Here is a 19,713-nt window from a genome sequence, read left to right as displayed (position 1 = left end):
CCAATTGCAACTGTTCTTAGCGCGGTTGCTGTAGACTGATTACCAATGGAAACACTACCTTTACCAGATGCAGTTGAGTTAACCCCAATAGCCGTTGCATTTTCAGCGCTGGCTTTAGCGGCAACACCGGCAAGCTAAGGCATTATTGGCTGTGGCACCATCGTTATTGTAGTTATCTTTATGTGTGCCATCATCCTTCACACTATAATAATGCACGCCGGTGGCATTTCCGCTCGTTGCCGTTGAAGAGATAGTGAAATTGCTGCCACTTTGCGTGATATTAATATTATCTCCGGCAATAAAGGTTACAGTTTCGCCCGGATTAACCAATTCTTTACTTGAACCGGTATTAGTCCCTGTTCCTGTTTTATTCGAAGTCGCATACCAACCCGCATCCTGCACCGCTTTCGCCACATCAGCAACGGTCGCCACACCGGTTTGTGTAGTGTTGGCGGCGACAGTACCATTATTAGTAGTATCAAAACTGCCTTGTTTAACATTGACGGTTACCGTTGCATTAACGCCATCGTTTTTTGCAGCAGCCACCACTTCGGTTAAATTACCGTCTTTAAATTGGATATGGGAATCATTATTAATACGAGCGACAGAACTATCACTTGAGTTATGTACATTAAAGCCCACGTTCTTTAATACATGGTATAGCTGAGAACCGTTGATTGCATCGGTAGAATTTTCAGTAACGCGACCTGCCGCTACATATTGAATCTGGCGTTCAGAACCTTTGGTACCGATAGCCAATACGCTGGTACCATTCGCTTGGCTTGCTGTCATTAATTTATCGGAATCGGTAGTTGGTATGGTTACCGCTTTATAAGTCCCGGCATATTCTTTAGTTTGATTTACCCCGGAAGCATTTAAAAAGGTTACATTGGTGGAAGACTGTTCATTATTAAATGCTCCTGCCACCGATTTAGCTCCTAACGCTACCGATAGTGCAGAAGTATTGCTGACTGAAGCAGACTGACCGATAGCAACACCTAAATCGCCATAAGCATGACTACGGGTCCCCAGAGAAACAGAGCCATGTCCTTCCGATTGATTAACAATAACTGTTGGAATTTGTATGCCGTTACTTAAAGTTCTTGTTCCCTGAGTTGTGCTCGCACCGGACTGACGACCAATAGCTATCGATCCCGCTTTTGAAGTTGCAGCCAGCACCCCCTGTGCAATTGAACTGTTCGCTGCCGCTTTAGAATAAGCACCTACGGCTAATGCATATTCGCCTGCTGAATAAGCACCATTACCAATCGCGGTACTAGGAGCAGTGGTATTATTACCCTTATCATTTGTATTCGCGGTTGCACCTGCACCAAATGCCAATGAGTCAGAACCGGCAAAAGCATCTAAACCGATGGATACTCCTGTTCCCACTGTAGTAGAATTAGAGCCAATTGCCATACCGCCGAGTGTCGTACCGCCTGCACTGGATGATGTAGAAACAGTTGATGTATTAACAACTTTAGAGCCTGCGCCAATTGCAATCTCTTTATCGGTACTTCTCACTTCTCCGGGAGTATTTGTTGCCGTTACCGCCAATGCTGAGCCACCAATTAAACAACTGCCTGCTGCCGCAACGGAAAGCGCCAACACCGCAACACCTTTTTTCTGACCTGAAGATGATTTTGTTTTCCCTTTTGCTTTATCTAATTCTGAAACCGCAACCCAGCTTTGTGTAGCATGATTCCAAATAACTTTAAAAATTTTATTCATAAAATAGATCCTTAGTTAAAATAGAGGCGAAGGTATGTCACACTGACTGGCATGCAAGGTTTCCCTGTTTTACCCTTACAATCTAATACACTGGAAAGACTGATGACTCGATCGGGATAATGGCATTAAAAATAGTGTGGACTTACGCTAAAATCCCCGCCATATTATAGACAATTAGTTTTTATTCAATCTAACTCGTCAATATTTGCACTTCTTTACAAAACCTGAAATAGATTTTAGAAATCATACTTTTCTTATTCATTTCAATGAATTTTTTTTCATTTTAGTGAATTTTTTTTCATTTCAATTGAAATATTGCGGAAAGTCATAAAGTTTGTGCGGGTGTGAAAATGTAGATAACAAAAAACCGATGGTAAATCGGTTTTTGGGTTATTAGAACTGGGGATATTTTCTTCGGCTGTGTATAACCGTGATGATTTCCAGACACTCGCCGGCTTCCTGATAGACGATCCGATAATGCCGGCAGAAAGTAATTCTTGTCTTGTCAGCTTGCAATTTGCCGCTTTTAGGTAACATGCTGATAAGTTCAAAATGTTTGATAAAATCATTTAACAATTTTTGTGAACTGGTCGCGGAGCTGGTGAATTCATAGACGTTTTGTAGAATCTCATCAATATTTCTTTCTGCCAATTTAGAGATAAGCAGTTTTTAGCCATAAATCAGTTCTTTTTCCAGTTCTTCATTCTGTTCGGCAATTTCTAATGCTTTTTGTCCAAGCGTTCTTTGCCAATGTTGCTTTGCATCTTCAAAAGAAATGACGCGTCCGGCTTTAATATCGTCACGTCCTAACTTGATTTGCTGGACCAGATATTCATCATACCCTGTTTCTTTTAGCATATATCCTCCTTTCAGGTTTTAAGGATGATCACAATATAATCGTATTTCAGAATAATATCAACAAAAAGGGCTTGCGCCCTGTTGTTATTCTCTGTCGCGTAAACGGCTGCGCAACCTTGCCTGCTGTTGGTTTTGAATGCGTTGCATTTCTTGAGCAACCATGCGCGCAATGGTGCGTTCATCCTGTCCCGACGCGGCATGGATCGTGATATTTACCGCCAGCGGTTGAGTGGCGACCTGCTGCGCGGTAGGATGGGTAGATAACGGCGGACGGGTATCTATTTGCAACGGTGTTGGCTGCACTATCGCCACATTCATGCCTAACTTTTTCATTTTAGGCTCACTTTTTCTTAACTTTTCAAAAATGGTTGCTAAATAATGAACAAAACTAAGGAGGCACTATGGAACTTATTCTTTTCTTGATTGTTACGCCTATTGCCATTGGAATTGCCCTTGGCGTAGTTGTAATGTTTGGTTTTGTTGCCTTATCTGCTATTGCTGTCTGCTGTATTTATTGGTGCGCTTTTGGTATCTTTCGTTAGGCATCGTGTTAATTATGCTTGTGCCGATTGTTTTATTAGAGAGTTGGTTGCCCACCGTTTTAGCAGCAATAACGGTATTATTTGTATTTGGTTACTTTTCTGCTCAATCAGAGGAAGAAGAAAAAAACAATAATACAAATATTAATACACCACATTCAAAGGCTTAATTGTTCAATCACCAACCAATAATTAAACAACCAAATTTTAGATCCATTCGGTTTAACTCTTAGAATCAGCTCGCCACCATCAGATAAAGGATATTCTTTTTCTTTTAGCTTTGCTTTCCTGATTTCTGTCTCTGTTAAAGGCTTCTTAATGCGTGACACAAGGCCTCTCTCCTATCGTAGTAACACCAGATTGGGCGAATAGTAACTAAAATTTCTCATAGTTACTATGATAGTTACTAAAATTCGTGGTTAGAGACGTTTAGATGCGTTTAGGTGCGAGGGGTTAAAATGCGATAACCTCTTGTAATTAGTGGAAAAAATAAAGCCTTTCGTTGGGTTGCGAAAGGCTTTGTTGAGTGTTGTGGTGCTCTGAGCGAGACTTGAACTCGCACGTCCTACGGACACTACCCCCTCAAGATAGCGTGTCTACCAATTCCACCATCAGAGCGAAATACGATTATTGCGGGATGTCGCTGTTTTGTTGTTCTTTTTCTGCGGCAGGCGCTGCCGGTTGCTGTTGCTGAATTTGTTCCGCCGCTTGCGATAAATCGTCGAACGCGCCCTGCTGTACATTGTTGCGGTGCGAGTTAATATTACCAATGGCAAGGCTGACAATAAAGAAAACCGTCGCTAATACGGCGGTAGTCCGCGACAAGAAATTACCCGCACCGGCAGAACCGAAAACCGTACCGGAAGCACCGCCGCCGAATGATGCGCCGGCATTTGCGCCTTTACCCTGCTGGAGTAAAATAAAGCCGATCAGGGCGATAGATACCAGTAAATAAACGATTAACAGTGCTTGATACATTATCTTGTTCTCTTGTTTACAAATAGCAATTAATTTAACGTGCGGATATTATCGAATATCCGCGGCATAAGCAAGCGGTTTTCATGAAATCGCTGCCGATTGTGTTAATTTCACCCAGCCGAAACAGCATTTTTTTGCACCGCACTTTTGCGCGAGCCGCCTTTCCTTTTCGGTGCTGGCATTTTTGTTGCACTGTTTAGCTGACGTAGGGCGCTCAAATTCACATAGCGCAACAGTTCGGGCAATAGGCGGACCAAGTTATCCATAAACTGAGCGTATGTCGCCTGTTTACGGCTGATGCCGTCCAGCTGCGCTTCCCAATGGGCGGTCATATCCGGTAAGGTGGCGATATCGGGCAATGCCTGAATTAAAATCCGTCCGGCTGCCGAGCTGTGAATATTTTTGCCTTTTTTATATAAAAAACCGCGTTTAAACAGCAGCTCAATAATGCCGGCACGCGTGGCTTCGGTGCCTAAACCGTCGGTTTCGCGCAGGATTTTTTTCAATTCTTTATCCTGCACAAAGCGAGCGATACCGGTCATGGCGGAAAGCAGGGTCGCATCGGTAAAAGGCTTTGGCGGCTGTGTTTTTTTACTGATAATTTCACCCTTTTCACATAACAGAATCTGCCCTTTTTTCACTATCGGCAACGGCGGCTCTTGCTGTTGTTCGTCTTCATCCTCTTTTCCCCACAACTGTTTCCACCCCGCCGTGTGTAAATTACGCGCTTGCGCGATAAAAGTGCCGCCGGCAATATTTAGGGTAATTTTGCTCTTGCGATATTCCGCATCGGGGCAAAATTGCATCAGATACTGGCGCGCAATCAGTTCGTATACATTCTGTTCGGTCTGATTGAGTGCGACGGGTTTATTTTTCGCCGTGGGAATAATTGCATGATGCGCTTCCACCTTTTTATCATTCCAACAGCGGTTTTTCTGTTCCGAATCGACAATATCGGGCAAGGGGCGATAAACGTTCAATTGAGTTGAAATTGCATCCAGCACTTTCTGTCGTTCGGCAAAATGCTCCTGCGGCAGATAACGGCAGTCGGAACGCGGATAGGTGATCAGTTTATGGGTTTCATATAAGCGTTGGCAAGTATCCAGCACCGCCTGTGCCGATAATCCGTAGCGTTTCGCGGCGTCGATTTGCAATGCGGACAGCGAATACGGCAGTGGCGCGGTTTCTTTTTCCCGTTTATCGAGATATTCCGTCACTTCCGCCGGTTGTCCGCTAATGCGTTTTACCACATTTTCCGCCAGCGCGCGGGAAAGCACCCTACCGTCTTCATCCTGATAATCTTCACAGGCTTTGCTCGGTTGCCAAAGTGCGGTGAATTTTTGCGGCGTTTCCTCTTGTGTATCAATCCACGCCTGCACCTCAAAAAAATCCTTCGGCTGGAAATGTTCAATTTCCAGATCGCGACGCACAATCAGCCCCAACACCGGAGTTTGCACGCGCCCGACCGACAATACGCCGTCATATCCCGCCTGTCGCCCGCGAATGGTATAAGCGCGAGTCATATTAATGCCGTACAGCCAATCTGCCCGCGCCCGCGCCAGTGCGGAAGTCGCCAGCGGAATAAAATCACGATTAGGCAGCAGCTTATGTACCGCCTTGTCCACTGCATTGGGGTTTAAATCGCTAATCAGGCAACGCTGAATCCGATTGCGTTTCTCCGCAGGCAAATCGGCATAATTAAACACTTCATCAACCAGCAGTTGCCCTTCTCTGTCCGGGTCGCCGGCATTAATCAGCTCATCTGCCTGACGAATCAATTTAACCACAATATCCAATTGTTTTTTCACTGCGTTACGCGGAATCAGCTGCCATTTTTCCGGCACAATCGGCAAATATTCCAACCGCCATTGTTTAAATCGCGCGTCATAGGCGTCCGGCTCTGCCTGCTCCAACAGATGACCGACACACCAGGTCACATAATCGTTTTCACCGCAGCGAATAAAGCCGTCGCCGCGTTGCTGCGGTTTTGGCAGCACATCGGCAATGGCGCGCGCAAGGCTAGGTTTTTCCGCTATAAATAATCGCATAAAACAGAATAATCACTTGTTTGATTTGAAAGCGCAATTCTAGCATAGATTTATATTGCGCTTGCGCCAATTTTCAGCAACAACGGACGAATCAGCCGACAGGGCGGCGCGCCCTATTCCCAATTTATTCATTTTTCGTTAAAATGCCCGGGTTTTTTAATTCAATTACGCAGGGAAAAATTATGTTTGGAAAAGGCGGCTTAGGCAATTTAATGAAACAAGCTCAACAAATGCAGGATCGCATGCAGAAAATGCAGGAAGAAATCGCACAGTTGGAAGTGACCGGCGAATCCGGTGCGGGGCTGGTAAAAATCACCGTTAACGGCGCGCATAACTGCCGTCGTATCGAGATCGACCCGTCCTTAATGGCGGATGACAAAGAAATGTTGGAAGATTTAATCGCCGCCGCCTTTAATGATGCGGTACGTCGCGCAGAAGAATTGCAGAAAGAAAAAATGGCGTCCGTAACTGCCGGCATGTCATTACCGCCGGGCTTTAAAATGCCATTCTAAAAACACAACAAAATCCGACCGCACTTTTGCTTCTGCACCAAAGTGCGGTATATTTTTTCATCATTTCAACGAAAGTTATGCAAACCAGTCCACTTTTAGAACATCTGATCGAAGCCTTGCGTTGCTTGCCGGGGGTTGGTCCTAAATCGGCACAACGGATGGCTTATCATCTGCTCCAGCGGGATCGCAGCGGCGGCATGGAACTTGCTCGCGCACTTACCGCCGCGATGTCGCAAATCGGTCATTGCGAGCAATGCCGCACCTTTACGGAAGAAGATATCTGCACCATTTGCAACAATCCGCGCCGACAGAACACCGGCTTGCTCTGTGTCGTCGAACAGCCGGCGGATATTCAAGCGATTGAGCAAACCGGACAATTTTCCGGACGCTATTTCGTATTAATGGGACATTTGTCGCCGCTAGACGGCATTGGTCCGCGCGAAATCGGGCTGGATCTATTGCACAAGCGCTTGCAAACAGAAAATTTCAGCGAAGTGATTCTGGCGACCAATCCGACGGTAGAAGGTGATGCCACGGCAAACTATATTGCCGAACTCTGTTTGCAGCAAGGTATTAAAGTCAGCCGCATTGCACACGGCATTCCGGTGGGCGGCGAGCTGGAAACTGTGGACGGCACCACCCTCACGCACTCATTCCTCGGTCGACGGGAGATCAATACTTAATCAAATACAACGGATAAAAAAATGGCTGGTGCAAATTCATCTTGGGGGAAAGATGATGGGAAATGCACCAGCCTTTTCATCTACTACTTACAAAGCAGTTTCATTATATACTTATTTATATAATGATCAATAAAATATTTTCTCTTTAGAATATTTTGTTAGAATAATAGCCTTATTGACCAACACAAAGGAATTATTATGACTATCAGTGCAAGAAATCAGCTTCAGGCAACAGTAAAATCGATTAAAAAAGGCGCAACCAATGACGTGATAGAACTTTCTTTAGCTGCGGGTGAAACCTTGGTGGCAGTAATTACATCGGAAAGTACGGCAAATCTAGGTTTACAAATCGGTTCGCCAGCAATTGCGATTTTCAAAGCGCCGGCGGTTATTTTATCGACGGATAGCGAGCTGATTCTTTCTTCCCGCAATCAACTGAAAGGTACGGTTCAACAAATTATCGACGGCGCCGTCAATGCCGAAGTGATTGTTAAAACCAACGCGGGTACTGAGCTTACCGCGATTATTACGGAAACCAGTTTAAAACGTTTAGGGCTGAAAATCGGTTCAGAAGTAACCGCTCTTATTAAAGCCTCAAATGTGATTTTAGGCGTTAAACGCTAATTATTGCAGAAAACAAAACATCCCGCCGCGACGGGATGTTTTTCTTTGCTTCTTTGCTTCTTTGCTTCTTTGCTTCTTTGCTCAGAAACTGTATTTCAAATTAGTGAAATAGACTCTCCCCTCTTCAGCAAAACCGTCCGCATAATAATAATTTTTATCAAATACGTTGCCGACACCTATATCAAATTTAAGCTGCGCATTCACATCGTAAGTCAGTTTCACATCTGTAATGCCGAATCCCGGCAAACGCCCGTCTCCGCTATAACGTCCAGTTTCCGCACTTTGGCTGATATAAAACGATAATTGCGGTAATAGTTTCCAATCGGCATAAGCGAAAAATTTATGTTTCGGCACATCGGTTGCCATGGTGTCCGAATCATGCAATTTCACTCGAATATAAGTATAATTTGCGCCCAATGTCAGCGTTTCACCGACAAATGCGGTTACCCCCAATTCTGCGCCTTTAAAGGTTTCTTTCGCGAAGTTGGTATTCATCCAGAAACCGTTGTCTAATGCGATTTCATCGATAGCATCTTTAATTTGCGAATAAAATAATGCGCCTTCCACCTTTAGCCAATCGCCGAACGTGCGGAAATAACCGATTTCATAGTGATCCGCCTTTTCCGGTTTTAAAAACGGATTCGGAATTTTATTCTTTCCGATGGAACGGGAATAGCGATCTTTCATGGTCGGAAAACGGGTTTTATGGGCATAGCTCAAACTTAATTCATCATTGCTATCGAAACTGTGATTAAGTTTAAATTGGTAATTAAACGCATTGCGATTATCCACATTAAACTCATAAATTCCTTTTTGTTTACTAGATGATGATAACTGTTGATAATTCTGCGCTTTTACAGCTTCGCGGCGATCAACACTAATTCCGGCAACAAGATTGGTTTGCGGCGTAAAGCGGTAAGTGTCTTCCAGAGCAACGCTGTAATTACGATCCTCGCTACGCGCCACCGGTTCATCGTCATTATGTTCACGGTGAACATCAAATTTATAAAGTGCGGACAGTTTTAACGCATTTTTTTCATTGGTCTGATAACCGAATTCCAATCCCGCGCCATACGAATAATCCCGATAATGGCTGTTAAACGAGCTTCCTTTCTTCTGACTTGAAAAGGTCGCATCGTCATAGGCAGACAGATCATTTTCAAAACGATCATAAAAGGCTTTGGTTTTTATATACATTGCGCCGTTATGCAATGTCGTATGCGATAAGAAATACAGACTTTCTTTATCCCATGCCGGCCAGCGCCAATATTTATAGACGGATTTTGCTTTGCTTTCACCGGTATAAAGAGGTTGTTGCTTATCGCCGCGCTGATTTGAATAGGAAAGCGCATATTCATCCGTACTGTTCGGCGTATAAGCCAGTTTTAGGCTGAGTTTCTGATCGCGAGCCTTGGAATTCTCCGCCCGTCCGCCGTTTTCCTCTTTTGTCGGATTGAATGCGTTTGATAGTTGTAATCCCTGCCGATCAGCTAGGCTTCCGCTCACCTGTGCATAAAAATACTGCTGTTTACTGCCGAGATTAAAATAGCCCTGATTCACCGCGGTATCACTGCTACGTCCGCGCTGAAAGCCGTAGCCGACCGCCCCTTCCAGTGCGCGGGTCGGTTTATAGCTGACCAGATTAACCGCGCCACCCAGCGTATTCGCGCCGTATAATACCGAACTCGCGCCCTTGGAAATATCCACCTGCGCCAGATCGAAGGTCATAAAACGGCCGAGATCCATTGTTCCGTCATAAGGCACGTATACCGGAATACCGTCGATAAACACCGGTACGCGGCGGGAATCAAATCCCCGTACTCGAATATTCTGCTCGCCACGTCCGCCTTTCCGTTCAAAAAAGACTCCTGGGGTAATCTTTGCCACCTGCGCAACATTAGTGAGCTGGTTTTGCTGCATCTGACTTTGCTCAATCACGGCCGTGTCCGCATCGGTGCCAGCATTCGACACAACTTCTATTTGTCCCAATTCAAAAACTTCGCTTGCACTCGTACCGACGCAAACTGCAGATATCGCAACGCATAATAATGTTCTTTTCATTTGACACTCCATTAAATTTGTTCAGGATTAAGTTTTAGTTTTAACAACAGCGTAATAATGGAAAACAGCATTTCATCATTACTTTTTACATTTTCACGCAATGGCTTATCCACATCAGTCAGCACGATTCTTGCCTGTTTCAATGCTTCCTGCACCTGCGGAAAAGGAAGTTGAAACTGTACACACAACGAAGATAGCGAATGAGATTCGAAACTCATCAGCAACCGATCCAGATTACAATAGGAAGGCACTTGATTACGCCAAATCACATCCCGGCATTGAGTGATTAATTTCAGCCATTTACTACGACGGTGAATAACATGAATCGCTGCAAGCAGAATAAACGCGCCACCGAACCCTATATGTATCCGATACAACACCGGCGCAGGGTTGAAGAAATGTATCGCAAACGCCGACAACGCCACCATGGCAAGACACAAGGCAAGCAATCCGACCAATAAAAATCGGACAATAATTTTCAGTTGTAACATAGCACTCCTTTTCATTTATTATATAAATAATTATATAACGAAAAATAAAAAAATTTTGACCGCACTTTTTTCCGCTTTCTATCTGTCAACGGACTGCGACTTATTTTTTCCAGCTTAAAAATGCCCAGCGGCGTTGGGTCGGAGTATGCACCAAACGGGATTGATGCTGAGCATAATACACTTTCAATTTATGGATCTCCGCCCAACTCAGATCACTGCCAATCGACCATTTCACCGAGCGGATAAAATCCGTTTCACTGAAATCTGTTGCCGGTTTCGGCCCCCCGCAGCCGCGCTCGAGAAAATTCACACTGACCGCATAACCTTGCTGATAAAGCAGATTGACAGCATAAATATAATTTGGAAAACCTACCCCATCCCGCCCGATAAAACGCAGCACGTCACGATCGATAAAATCTTTGTCCACCGTCATCGTCATATACACCGCTTTTTTCGCTTTGGCATTCAGCTTATCCAGCGCACCTTGTAAGTCAGCCACCATAGAAGAACGGGAAGAAACGCAAATATCGCATTGCACAATATCATCCCAGTTATCTTCCCAAGCGCGCAGAATCGGGGTGATATTGTTAATTCCAAGCTGCGCCGCACGCTGACGCAACAAATCGAGCATTCCCGGACTATAATCCAATGCATACACCTGCCGAACATAAGGCGCAACGGATAACGCAATCGCGCCGCCTCCGCACCCTACATCCAACACAGTGTCATTTTCGCCGAACTGCATACGGGATAAAAAATCCTGCACATAACCATTTTGCAGATCAAACTGCGTTGCCTGCATTTTTTTCGCTTTCTCATCCCAATCCTGCGCGCGTTTAGGTTCTCGAGTCGCCAGCCGAATGTGATTACGATACAGTTCAGCAAAATCTATTTCATTGATCGTCTTCATTATTTCCCCTCCGTTAAAAACGTTAGATTTTTTCGCAACACGGACGGCGTTAACTGGTAAATGGTTGCCAGATTTTCCAATGTCATGGTCTCTGTCGGTTTGCCCTGTGCAATAATCCGTCCCTGATGAAATAAGAGACTTTGATCGGCAATCTGCCGTGCCTGCTCCGGTTGATGTGTGGTAAACAAAATTGATAAGCCGCTTGCCTTCAACTGTTCAATATATTCCAACACTCTGAGCTGATTACCAAAATCCAGATTTGAGGTCGGTTCATCCATAATCAAACATTGCGGTTGCTGTGCCAGCGCTCTGGCGATCAACACCAGTTGGCGTTCGCCACCGCTTAATTGATTGTAACTGCGGTGGCGCAAACCGTCGATATTAAGGCTTCGTAAACATTGCCGTGCGATATCCCGATCCTGTCGCTGCGGCACCCGATACCAAGGCAAATAAGCCGTCCGTCCGAACAACACCACATCTTCCACCTTAAACGGAAACACAGCCTGATGCGCTTGCGGAACATAACCGATAAACTGCGCCAGTTGGCGGTTTGACCATTGTGCCTGCGGTTTCGCGGCAATGGTAATACTGCCGCTTAAAGTCGGAATAAGACGTAACAAACTTTTCAGCAAAGTAGTTTTACCGCAGCCGTTCGCACCTAACAAAACGATCACCTGTCGCTGTGGCACTTGCAGATTAAGTGCGGTAGAAATCGGCGTATTTTTATAACCGATTACAAGGTTTTTCAGCTCAAACAAGCTCATCCCTTGCCTCCGCGAATCAGCAAACTTAAAAAGAACGGCGCACCGATGCACGCAGTGATAATCCCGAGCGGCACTTCAATCGGAAACAAAGCGCGCGCTACAGTATCGGTGATGACTAAAAATCCCGCGCCGATAAAAAATGCCGCCGGTAATAAACGGCGAAAATCAGGACCGCCCCAAAGTCGTGCGATGTGCGGGATCACCAGCCCAATCCAGCCGATAATACCGGTAATGGACACCGCAACCGAGGTCATCAATGTCGCAGATAAAATAAACGTTAAACGCGTGCGCTTAATATCTATGCCCAGACTGACGGCCTCTTCATCGTCGAGGCTTAACAAATTCATTCGCCAACGCAATAAAATCAGCGGAGTCAATCCCAAAATAATCAGCGGTACCGCGACTTTCAGTTCTGTCAGCGTCGCCATATTTAAGCCGCCTAGCAGCCAGAAAGTCATGCCCGTCAGCTGACTGTAAGGATCAGATAAAATTTTTAGCAACGCAATGCCTGCACCAAACAATGAACCGACGGCAATACCCGACAATACCAAAGCAAGCACGGGATCTTGACGGCGCGCAGTCTGTGAAACTGCGTACACTAAAAAAACCGTAAGCAGCCCCGTAACAAATGCCATAATTTGAATCATCAGCAGCGACAAACCATAATAAATCGCGATGACCGCCCCCAATCCCGCCCCCGCAGTCACGCCCAGAATATCCGGCGAAACCAACGGATTTCTGAACATGCCCTGATAAGTCGCACCGGAAACCGATAACGCCGCGCCGACAAACACGGCGGTTAGAATACGTGGCAAACGAATATTCCATAACACCACCGCCGCCTGATCCTGCGCGATATCACGCCATAAACCGGTAAATGCCTGCCATAGTTGGGCATAAGAAATCGCCGTTTGTCCGACCGTACAAGCCCAAAGCACGACAACTAAGAGAATACAAGGCAGCAATCCTATACGAAAAAACCACTTTTTCATGGATGACCTATAAATTTGCTCAGTTCCTGCGCATTCAAAGAATAGCCGTAGAAAGTTTGAAAATATTCCGTCAACAACGCAATATATTCCTCTTGCGGGAACAATGTCGGTTCCAATTTATGCGCGAGCCACAAGCAGCCCAGCAGCCGATTAATTCCCGGCGGTTGATCCAACCAACCGAAAGGTTCGTTCGGCACAAGATAAAATCGCTGATTTTTCACCGCACTTAAATGTTGCCACAAACTGTCAGTCTGGAGTTTTCGATAAAAATTCGCATCTTGGGTGATAATCACCTCCGGCTGCCATTGCAATAGCTGTTCCATGGAAACGCGACTGATGTTTTTTTGCCCGATACCGTCAGCGACATTTGTAGCGCCGAGCCATTCGCCTACCTCGGCATGAATTGAACCCGCCAGCCCGGTTTCCAATCCGTCGGCACTGCGCCCGAAATAGAGTGTCGTGCGGGAGTGTCGTGCAATATTTTTTGTGCGATCCAAAATACGCTGCGCTAAATCCGCCAGTTTTTCCGACCGCGCTTTTACCCCCAATAATGTCCCAATCTGGCGAATTTGCTGCGCCGAATCGCCCAATCGCCCTTTTACCAAAACATAAGGAATCCCGGTTTGGTCACGTACTCGCTGCGCGCTTGAAATAAAGGTATCGTTCACCTCGCCCAAATCAATGATCACATCAGGCTTAAGCGCCACCACCTTTTCCAGCGGCGCCGTAGATCCCCGTCCGGCAATGCGCCCGATATTTTCCAGCCGCCGCACTTGTTCAGGTAACATATTTTTGTCCGCACCGTTTAATGCCATGGTGACACCTACCAGTTTTTCCGGCGCCAGCGAAACAAGCAGCACATCGGACACGCGTCCGGCACTCAGTACGCGCATAACCGGTTGTTCCGGTAATGTGCCGAGCGGATAAATCAAGCTATCCTGCGCATAAACGTAAGAACAGAGAAAAAAACAGAGACAGCACCCGATTCGGTTTACAGTGTTGATTAAACGGAAAAAGACAGGCATAAAAAATCCTCGTGATAAATAGCTATATAATATAGTTTATAACGAGGATAAGAAAGTGATTTTAAGCAAAAATCAACCGCACTTTAAGCCTGCTGCCGCGCTTGATTAATCAGAAATTGGGTCAGCAGTCCGACCGGGCGTCCGGTGGCACCTTTATCGGCGCCTTGCAACCACGCAGTACCGGCAATATCTAAATGCGCCCAGCGGTATGCTTTGGTGAAATTGGCTAAAAATGCGCCGGCGGTAATCGCACCGCCCCAGCGTCCACCGATATTGGCCAGATCGGCGAAATTGGATTTCAGCTGCTCCTGATATTCTTCGCTCAACGGCAAACGCCAGGCTTTATCCGTGCTTTGCTGCGCCGCCAGCAATAACGCCTGCGCCAGTTCGTCATCTTCCGCCACCAGCCCGCTGTTATGCTGCCCTAACGCCACCACGCAAGCGCCGGTTAAAGTGGCAATATCCACCACCAGCGCCGGTTCAAAACGCGCGACGTAGGTTAAGGCGTCACATAAGACCAAACGCCCTTCCGCATCGGTATTCAGCACTTCCACCGTCAGCCCCGCCATCGTGGTAAGAATATCGCCCGGGCGATAGGCGTTGCCGTCCGGCAGATTTTCACAGCCGGCTAATACGCCGATCACATTGAGCGGCAGTTGTAAGCGGGCGATTGCGTTCATCACACCGAACACGGATGCCGCACCGCACATATCATATTTCATTTCATCCATGCTGTCCGCTGGTTTCAGGGAAATACCGCCAGCATCAAAAGTCAGCCCTTTCCCCACCAACACAATCGGTTTTGTCTGCGGATCAGGATGATTGCGATAGTCGATAATCGCCATCTGCGCCTCGTTTTTACTGCCCTGCGACACCGCTAAATAAGCGTGCATTCCCAATGCCGCCATTTCTTTTTCGCCCACCACAGTGGTTTTGAGCTGCGCCGACTGCTGTGCTAAGGATGTCGCCTGCTGCGCCAGATACGCCGGATTACAAATATTCGGCGGACAATTGGCAAGATCTTTCGCTGCGCGAATACCGAACGCGATTGCTTCTCCCTCGCGCAGCGCACGTTGCGCCTCCGCCATTTGCGTATCTGTTACATGAAAAACAACCTCATTTAAGACCGCACTTGGCTCAGTTTTTTTGCTTTTGAACCGATCAAAAAGATAAAGGCTGTCTTCAATGCTTTCTAATGCAAAACGCACATTCCAATACGGATCACGCCTGTTGATCACGACCTCTTGCAAAAAGCAAACCAGCTGCTGTGCGTTGGTCTCTTTCACCGCCCGAATAACATGCCGGAATAACTGTTTATAGCGACGTTCGCTTAATTCATCCGCTTTGCCGCAACCGATCACAAACACTCGCTCGGCATTCAAATTCGGGACGTTGCGCAATACCGTCACCTGTCCATGCTTACCGCTGAGCTCGCCGGATTGAACCAATCCGTTCAAATAGCCCTGACTTAACCGATCCAGCTGCGTGGCAGTTTCAGATAGACCGTCATCCTCAAAAACGGCCACCAACAGATTCGTTTCAAGCGCGCAAAGTGCGGTGGTTTTTACTGTATATTTCATGTGTTCCTCACTAATTTACTGCGTAAAAGGCAAAAATACGTTATGATACGCCGACTTATTTGAAACAAGTAAACTACTCAGTTTTAGAAAAATTGCAAGAAATAATATAGGCGAAACCGTGATTTTAACCAGATATTTAACCAAAGAAGTTGTAAAAAGTCAGGCTGCAATTCTGTTTATTTTACTGCTTATTTTCTTTTGCCAGCAATTAGTGCGCGTATTGGGATCGGCAGCGAGCGGTAAAGTGCCGGCGGATCTTGTGCTGTCGCTGCTTGGGCTGGGTATGCCCACCATGGCGCAGTTAATGCTGCCGCTATGTTTATTTATCGCGCTGCTGCTGACATTCGGACGACTTTATGCGGAAAGCGAAATCACCGTGATGCGCGCCTGCGGCGTAGGTCAACGTATTCTTGTCAAAGTGGCGCTGCTGCTTTCGTTTTTCACCGCCGCTCTGGCGGCTTATAATGCGCTTGCGTTGTCGCCGTGGGCGATTCAAAAACAGGCGCAAATGTTGGAAGACGCTAAAGCGAACCCGACTATGGGCGCCCTTGCCGCCGGTCAGTTCATGTCCGCTGGCAATAATAATTTCGTATTGTTTATCAATAATATCCGCAGTAATACTATCCATGATGTTTACCTGTTTCAAATGCCCGCCAAGAAAAATGAAAAACCTTCCGTAACAGTAGCGCAAAGCGGTGAGCTGAAAGCCCTACCGAACGGCGATCAAATTCTTAATCTGCACAACAGTCAACGGGTGGAAGGCAGCGCCATGTTGCCGGATTTTCGTATCACTCATTTCGATGAATACCGGGCATATTTGGGTCATCAGGCGGCCGATAATGCCAACAGCGAAGCGGAAACCTTGCCCTTCAGCGCTTTATTAAAAGCCAAAACGCCAGCGACAAAATCGGAATTACACTGGCGCTTAACGCTGATTTTAGCGGTACCGATTATGGCGTTAATCGCCGTGCCGCTCAGCCGCGTGAATCCGCGACAGGGGCGTTTTGCTAAAATTCTACCGGCGCTGATGCTATATCTGATTTATTTTCTGCTGCAAAGCTCTTTTAAATCCGCTGGCGCCTCCGGCAAACTTGATGCCGCGCTGTTCATGCCGCTGGTCAATATCGCTTTTCTGCTGCTGGGAATTATCCTCAACAGCTGGCACAGCGCCTTTATGTATAAAGTCCGTCATTTATTCGGCAAAAAGCATGTTGTATAAGGATAAACACCATGATGAATACATTAGATCGCTATATCGGTAAAAGCATTCTAGGTGCGATTTTTGCAACGTTACTGACGCTGGTCGGCTTGTCGGCAATCATTAAATTCGTCGAGCAATTTCGCAGTGTCGGCAAAGGCACTTACGATGTGCTACAGGCGGTGCTTTATACGGTGTTAACCGTGCCGAAAGATGTAGAAACCTTCTTTCCCATGGCAGCACTGCTCGGCGCGCTCATTGCGCTGGGTAATCTTGCCAGCCGCAGCGAGTTGATTGTCATGCAATCCGCCGGTTTTTCCCGTTTAAATATCGGCGCTGCGGTGATGAAAACCGCCCTGCCACTGGTAGTGATAACCATGGTTATCGGCGAATGGGGCATTCCGCAAACGGAACAATTTGCCCGCGATATGCGTTCAAAAGCCATTTCCGGCGGCTCCATGCTGTCGGTCAAAAATGGCGTCTGGGCAAAAGACGGCAATGATTTTATTTATGTCAGACGGATCACCGATGACGTCAAACTCAAGGACATTTACATTTATCGCTTTAATGACCAGCGCCAGTTGCAAGAAGTCAGTCATGCCAATCAGGCGACCTTTAAAAACGGTAAATGGACATTGAAACAAATCAATACGTCACAGATTCTGCCGGATCGAATCAAAACCACCAACAAACTGAACGGTGTTTGGCAAACCAGCTTAACCCCGGATAAATTAGGCATCGTTTCCCTGCGCGCCACCTCGCTGTCCATTTCTGGGCTGTCCGATTATATCGCCTTTATGAAAGAGACCGGACAGGATTCAAAACGTTTTGAGCTGACCTACTGGCGCAAATTATTCCAGCCGCTGTCAGTTGGTGTCATGATGCTGCTGGCGCTGTCTTTCATCTTCGGTCCGCTACGCAGCGTGACCGCCGGCGCGCGTATCGTTACCGGTATTTGTTTCGGCTTCCTGTTTTATGTGGTGAACGAAATTTTCGGTCCACTCAGTCTGGTGTACAGCATTCCACCACTGGCCGGGGCGTTAATGCCGAGCATGTTGTTTATCCTGATCACCTGGTGGCTATTAAGCCGAAAACGCGACTAAAACTGACCGCACTTTATTCAATTTGAGATAAAGTGCGGTGCAATTTTTATCAGTTTGCTGAAAATTAAAACAAACAGTAAAGAAATCTAAATTTCCGCTTGCAAGCCCAAAGGATAACCGTATAATACAACGCACTGAATATGATGTTTATCAGTGAAGCCTGGGTGGCGAAATTGGTAGACGCAGCGGATTCAAAATCCGCCGCCTTTAAAAGCGTGTCGGTTCGAGTCCGACCCTAGGCACCACCGATAAATATCATAAAAAATAACAGCCACTCTTATGAGTGGCTTTTTTGTTATAGCAGGATATCGTCTAGTTATAAATAACAATCCGCACGTAAAATATGCGGATTGTTATTTTTCTGTTTTATGATTAATCTTAACCTTTGGCTTTAAATGCAAAATGCATCCAAATTAATGCGGTGGAAATGCCGATAAACATTAATACAAACGCCGTCGCCCGAATGCCGGTGACATCAAGCAAAGCGCCGAAAGCAATAGGCAGAATAAAACCAAATAAACCGCCAGCAAGCCCGACGATGCCGGATACCGTGCCAATATCGTTGGGGTAATCGTCGGCAACGGATTTAAAGATAGAACCGCTACCGATACCCATGGCGCACCCGACCAGAAAGGTCAGCGGTGCAAATGCCCAAAGCGGTAGTCCGATAGGTAAGCTGATTTCGCCTTGTGTAGCGGTTAGTAATAAGCTGCCGTGCGGAACGGCAAAAATCAGAAAGCCTATCCACAAAACCCACATCACTATCCAAGAAACCCTGTTGGCACCAAAACGATCCCCCAGATAACCGCCGACGGAACGAAACGTACTGCCCGGAATCAAATAAATCAGCGCCAGCAACGTGGCATCCTGTAAATCCAAATGGTAATTTGCCACATAATAATTATTCAGCCACAACGTTAAACCGACGAAACCGCCGAATACGACGGTGTAATACTGGCTGTAGCGTAATACTCGCCAGTCTTTTAATAGTGACAACTGCCGCATAATTCCTGCCTGTGCCCCTTTGATCAAATGTGCCGGGTTGCTAAATGCGGTGAATAAAAATATAACTAAAGTCGCCGTTAAAATCCCACTATAGACTTCCGGTATGGCGCGCCAATCACCAAAATGTGCCAACAATTCCGGAGCGATAAAATTATTCAGTGCTGTGCCTGCGGTGCCGATTCCGAAGATTCCGGTCGCCAGTCCTTGCTGGGTTTTAGGAAACCAACGGGCAACATACGGCATACCGACAGAAAACGAACCGCCCGCCAGCCCCATCACCAAACCGATAACCAGAAAATGCCAGAATAATGTTGCGTAACTGGTCAGATACACAAAGGGAATACACACCGCCAGTAAGGCCATCATTACATTTCTGCCGCCGAATTTATCCGTCCACATTCCCAGTGGCAGACGAATAATTGAGCCGGACAGCACCGGCGTCGCCGTTAAAATACCGAATTCAACATCAGATAGCCCCAGTTCGTTACGCAACGGAATACCGATAACGCCGAACATCATCCATACCATAAACGTCATCAGAAACGCCAGCGTGCCGGCGAATAAAACTGAATAGCGTTTGAAACGTTCCGATTTCATAGAATTCCTTACTA

The 19,713-nt window shown here is 46.4% G+C and carries 22 protein-coding genes, 2 tRNA genes and 1 pseudogene; 8 read left to right on the top strand and 17 right to left on the bottom strand.

Annotated features, from left to right (window positions below):
* Positions 1-8: 8 nt before the first annotated feature.
* From BN3349_RS12330 to BN3349_RS04655, 5 genes and pseudogenes are all read right to left on the bottom strand, one after another.
* Positions 9-89 (bottom strand): annotated as a pseudogene (locus tag BN3349_RS12330) (hypothetical protein); the annotation flags it as partial.
* 25 nt (positions 90-114) lie between these two features.
* On the bottom strand, positions 115-1,731 hold the full coding sequence (locus BN3349_RS04670) for an ESPR domain-containing protein (protein WP_040976208.1): 1,617 nt from the start codon (positions 1,729-1,731) through the stop codon (positions 115-117).
* A gap of 393 nt (positions 1,732-2,124) precedes the next feature.
* Complete coding sequence (locus BN3349_RS04665; protein ID WP_245853744.1) at positions 2,125-2,382, bottom strand: type II toxin-antitoxin system RelE/ParE family toxin; 258 nt, start codon at positions 2,380-2,382, stop codon at positions 2,125-2,127.
* 18 nt (positions 2,383-2,400) lie between these two features.
* Positions 2,401-2,589: a hypothetical protein gene (locus BN3349_RS04660; RefSeq protein WP_040976206.1), complete on the bottom strand. Its 189-nt coding sequence runs from the start codon at positions 2,587-2,589 to the stop codon at positions 2,401-2,403.
* 84 nt (positions 2,590-2,673) lie between these two features.
* Positions 2,674-2,922 carry a hypothetical protein gene (locus BN3349_RS04655; RefSeq protein WP_040976205.1) on the bottom strand — a complete coding sequence of 83 codons (249 nt, stop codon included), beginning with the start codon at positions 2,920-2,922 and terminating at the stop codon, positions 2,674-2,676.
* A gap of 68 nt (positions 2,923-2,990) precedes the next feature.
* Here BN3349_RS04655 and BN3349_RS12040 point away from each other — a divergent pair, with 68 nt between their 5' ends.
* Positions 2,991-3,131: a hypothetical protein gene (locus tag BN3349_RS12040; protein WP_180334835.1), complete on the top strand. Its 141-nt coding sequence runs from the start codon at positions 2,991-2,993 to the stop codon at positions 3,129-3,131.
* Between the two features lie 14 nt (positions 3,132-3,145).
* The gene (locus BN3349_RS12035; RefSeq protein ID WP_180334834.1) at positions 3,146-3,298 is read left to right on the top strand and encodes a hypothetical protein; all 153 of its coding nucleotides are present in this window, start codon (positions 3,146-3,148) and stop codon (positions 3,296-3,298) included.
* Here BN3349_RS12035 and BN3349_RS04650 read toward each other — a convergent pair.
* The 4 genes from BN3349_RS04650 to BN3349_RS04635 form a co-directional block, all read right to left on the bottom strand.
* Positions 3,287-3,457 (bottom strand): integrase arm-type DNA-binding domain-containing protein, encoded by a 171-nt coding sequence (locus BN3349_RS04650; protein ID WP_245853741.1) that lies wholly within the window; start codon positions 3,455-3,457, stop codon positions 3,287-3,289. The genes BN3349_RS12035 and BN3349_RS04650 overlap by 12 nt on opposite strands.
* A 203-nt stretch (positions 3,458-3,660) precedes the next feature.
* Positions 3,661-3,746, bottom strand: a tRNA-Leu gene (locus BN3349_RS04645).
* Between the two features lie 9 nt (positions 3,747-3,755).
* Positions 3,756-4,106: a preprotein translocase subunit SecG gene (secG, locus tag BN3349_RS04640; protein ID WP_040976204.1), complete on the bottom strand. Its 351-nt coding sequence runs from the start codon at positions 4,104-4,106 to the stop codon at positions 3,756-3,758.
* 110 nt (positions 4,107-4,216) lie between these two features.
* Complete coding sequence (locus BN3349_RS04635; RefSeq protein ID WP_040976203.1) at positions 4,217-6,154, bottom strand: DNA topoisomerase III; 1,938 nt, start codon at positions 6,152-6,154, stop codon at positions 4,217-4,219.
* 182 nt (positions 6,155-6,336) lie between these two features.
* On the opposite strand from BN3349_RS04635, the gene BN3349_RS04630 reads away from it, so the two are divergent.
* From BN3349_RS04630 to BN3349_RS04620, 3 genes are all read left to right on the top strand, one after another.
* Positions 6,337-6,666: a YbaB/EbfC family nucleoid-associated protein gene (locus BN3349_RS04630; protein ID WP_040976202.1), complete on the top strand. Its 330-nt coding sequence runs from the start codon at positions 6,337-6,339 to the stop codon at positions 6,664-6,666.
* A gap of 77 nt (positions 6,667-6,743) precedes the next feature.
* Positions 6,744-7,349, top strand: coding sequence for a recombination mediator RecR (gene recR / locus BN3349_RS04625; RefSeq protein WP_040976201.1), 606 nt, complete (start codon positions 6,744-6,746; stop codon positions 7,347-7,349).
* Positions 7,350-7,547: 198 nt separating this feature from the next.
* Positions 7,548-7,973: a TOBE domain-containing protein gene (locus BN3349_RS04620; RefSeq protein ID WP_040976200.1), complete on the top strand. Its 426-nt coding sequence runs from the start codon at positions 7,548-7,550 to the stop codon at positions 7,971-7,973.
* Between the two features lie 81 nt (positions 7,974-8,054).
* Here BN3349_RS04620 and BN3349_RS04615 read toward each other — a convergent pair whose 3' ends face one another.
* The 7 genes from BN3349_RS04615 to BN3349_RS04585 all read right to left on the bottom strand — a co-directional run bounded on the left by BN3349_RS04615 (position 8,055) and on the right by BN3349_RS04585 (position 15,796).
* On the bottom strand, positions 8,055-10,034 hold the full coding sequence (locus tag BN3349_RS04615) for a TonB-dependent receptor plug domain-containing protein (protein WP_040976199.1): 1,980 nt from the start codon (positions 10,032-10,034) through the stop codon (positions 8,055-8,057).
* 11 nt (positions 10,035-10,045) lie between these two features.
* Complete coding sequence (locus BN3349_RS04610; protein WP_048736305.1) at positions 10,046-10,525, bottom strand: hypothetical protein; 480 nt, start codon at positions 10,523-10,525, stop codon at positions 10,046-10,048.
* 100 nt (positions 10,526-10,625) lie between these two features.
* Positions 10,626-11,435 (bottom strand): class I SAM-dependent methyltransferase, encoded by an 810-nt coding sequence (locus BN3349_RS04605; protein WP_040976198.1) that lies wholly within the window; start codon positions 11,433-11,435, stop codon positions 10,626-10,628.
* Positions 11,435-12,199, bottom strand: a complete 765-nt coding sequence (locus BN3349_RS04600; protein ID WP_040976197.1) for an ABC transporter ATP-binding protein — start codon at positions 12,197-12,199, stop codon at positions 11,435-11,437. Before BN3349_RS04600 ends, BN3349_RS04605 begins: the two co-directional genes overlap by 1 nt.
* The gene (locus BN3349_RS04595; protein WP_040976196.1) at positions 12,196-13,191 is read right to left on the bottom strand and encodes a FecCD family ABC transporter permease; all 996 of its coding nucleotides are present in this window, start codon (positions 13,189-13,191) and stop codon (positions 12,196-12,198) included. The genes BN3349_RS04600 and BN3349_RS04595 overlap by 4 nt, the downstream gene beginning before the upstream one ends.
* On the bottom strand, positions 13,188-14,216 hold the full coding sequence (locus tag BN3349_RS04590) for an iron ABC transporter substrate-binding protein (RefSeq protein WP_052461929.1): 1,029 nt from the start codon (positions 14,214-14,216) through the stop codon (positions 13,188-13,190). Before BN3349_RS04590 ends, BN3349_RS04595 begins: the two co-directional genes overlap by 4 nt.
* A gap of 83 nt (positions 14,217-14,299) precedes the next feature.
* Positions 14,300-15,796, bottom strand: coding sequence for a leucyl aminopeptidase (locus BN3349_RS04585; protein ID WP_040976195.1), 1,497 nt, complete (start codon positions 15,794-15,796; stop codon positions 14,300-14,302).
* A gap of 118 nt (positions 15,797-15,914) precedes the next feature.
* Between BN3349_RS04585 and lptF the strand changes: the two genes are divergently transcribed.
* From lptF to BN3349_RS04570, 3 genes are all read left to right on the top strand, one after another.
* Positions 15,915-17,015: an LPS export ABC transporter permease LptF gene (lptF, locus tag BN3349_RS04580; protein WP_040976194.1), complete on the top strand. Its 1,101-nt coding sequence runs from the start codon at positions 15,915-15,917 to the stop codon at positions 17,013-17,015.
* Positions 17,016-17,026: 11 nt separating this feature from the next.
* Positions 17,027-18,097 carry an LPS export ABC transporter permease LptG gene (lptG, locus tag BN3349_RS04575; protein WP_040976193.1) on the top strand — a complete coding sequence of 357 codons (1,071 nt, stop codon included), beginning with the start codon at positions 17,027-17,029 and terminating at the stop codon, positions 18,095-18,097.
* 158 nt (positions 18,098-18,255) lie between these two features.
* Positions 18,256-18,342: transfer RNA gene (locus BN3349_RS04570), tRNA-Leu, on the top strand.
* A 133-nt stretch (positions 18,343-18,475) separates the two neighbouring features.
* Here BN3349_RS04570 and BN3349_RS04565 read toward each other — a convergent pair.
* Positions 18,476-19,699 carry an MFS transporter gene (locus tag BN3349_RS04565; protein ID WP_040976192.1) on the bottom strand — a complete coding sequence of 408 codons (1,224 nt, stop codon included), beginning with the start codon at positions 19,697-19,699 and terminating at the stop codon, positions 18,476-18,478.
* Positions 19,700-19,713 lie beyond the last annotated feature (14 nt).

This window comes from Necropsobacter massiliensis (assembly GCF_000827595.2).
GTDB classification, from domain to species: domain Bacteria; phylum Pseudomonadota; class Gammaproteobacteria; order Enterobacterales; family Pasteurellaceae; genus Necropsobacter; species Necropsobacter massiliensis.
The sequence above is the reverse complement of the archived record's forward strand: the minus strand, read 5'-3'. Positions and strand labels throughout refer to the sequence as shown.

Coding starts and splice junctions, on each gene's coding strand:
- BN3349_RS04615 (WP_040976199.1), bottom strand. CDS start 10,034: ATGAAAAGAACATTATTATGCGTTGCGATATCTGCAGTTTGCGTCGGT.
- BN3349_RS04600 (WP_040976197.1), bottom strand. CDS start 12,199: ATGAGCTTGTTTGAGCTGAAAAACCTTGTAATCGGTTATAAAAATACG.
- BN3349_RS04630 (WP_040976202.1), top strand. CDS start 6,337: ATGTTTGGAAAAGGCGGCTTAGGCAATTTAATGAAACAAGCTCAACAA.
- BN3349_RS04595 (WP_040976196.1), bottom strand. CDS start 13,191: ATGAAAAAGTGGTTTTTTCGTATAGGATTGCTGCCTTGTATTCTCTTA.
- BN3349_RS04670 (WP_040976208.1), bottom strand. CDS start 1,731: ATGAATAAAATTTTTAAAGTTATTTGGAATCATGCTACACAAAGCTGG.
- BN3349_RS04590 (WP_052461929.1), bottom strand. CDS start 14,216: ATGCCTGTCTTTTTCCGTTTAATCAACACTGTAAACCGAATCGGGTGC.
- BN3349_RS04565 (WP_040976192.1), bottom strand. CDS start 19,699: ATGAAATCGGAACGTTTCAAACGCTATTCAGTTTTATTCGCCGGCACG.
- BN3349_RS04620 (WP_040976200.1), top strand. CDS start 7,548: ATGACTATCAGTGCAAGAAATCAGCTTCAGGCAACAGTAAAATCGATT.
- recR (WP_040976201.1), top strand. CDS start 6,744: ATGCAAACCAGTCCACTTTTAGAACATCTGATCGAAGCCTTGCGTTGC.
- lptG (WP_040976193.1), top strand. CDS start 17,027: ATGATGAATACATTAGATCGCTATATCGGTAAAAGCATTCTAGGTGCG.
- BN3349_RS04610 (WP_048736305.1), bottom strand. CDS start 10,525: ATGTTACAACTGAAAATTATTGTCCGATTTTTATTGGTCGGATTGCTT.
- BN3349_RS04635 (WP_040976203.1), bottom strand. CDS start 6,154: ATGCGATTATTTATAGCGGAAAAACCTAGCCTTGCGCGCGCCATTGCC.
- BN3349_RS04655 (WP_040976205.1), bottom strand. CDS start 2,922: ATGAAAAAGTTAGGCATGAATGTGGCGATAGTGCAGCCAACACCGTTG.
- secG (WP_040976204.1), bottom strand. CDS start 4,106: ATGTATCAAGCACTGTTAATCGTTTATTTACTGGTATCTATCGCCCTG.
- BN3349_RS12035 (WP_180334834.1), top strand. CDS start 3,146: ATGCTTGTGCCGATTGTTTTATTAGAGAGTTGGTTGCCCACCGTTTTA.
- BN3349_RS04660 (WP_040976206.1), bottom strand. CDS start 2,589: ATGCTAAAAGAAACAGGGTATGATGAATATCTGGTCCAGCAAATCAAG.
- BN3349_RS04585 (WP_040976195.1), bottom strand. CDS start 15,796: ATGAAATATACAGTAAAAACCACCGCACTTTGCGCGCTTGAAACGAAT.
- BN3349_RS12040 (WP_180334835.1), top strand. CDS start 2,991: ATGGAACTTATTCTTTTCTTGATTGTTACGCCTATTGCCATTGGAATT.
- BN3349_RS04605 (WP_040976198.1), bottom strand. CDS start 11,435: ATGAAGACGATCAATGAAATAGATTTTGCTGAACTGTATCGTAATCAC.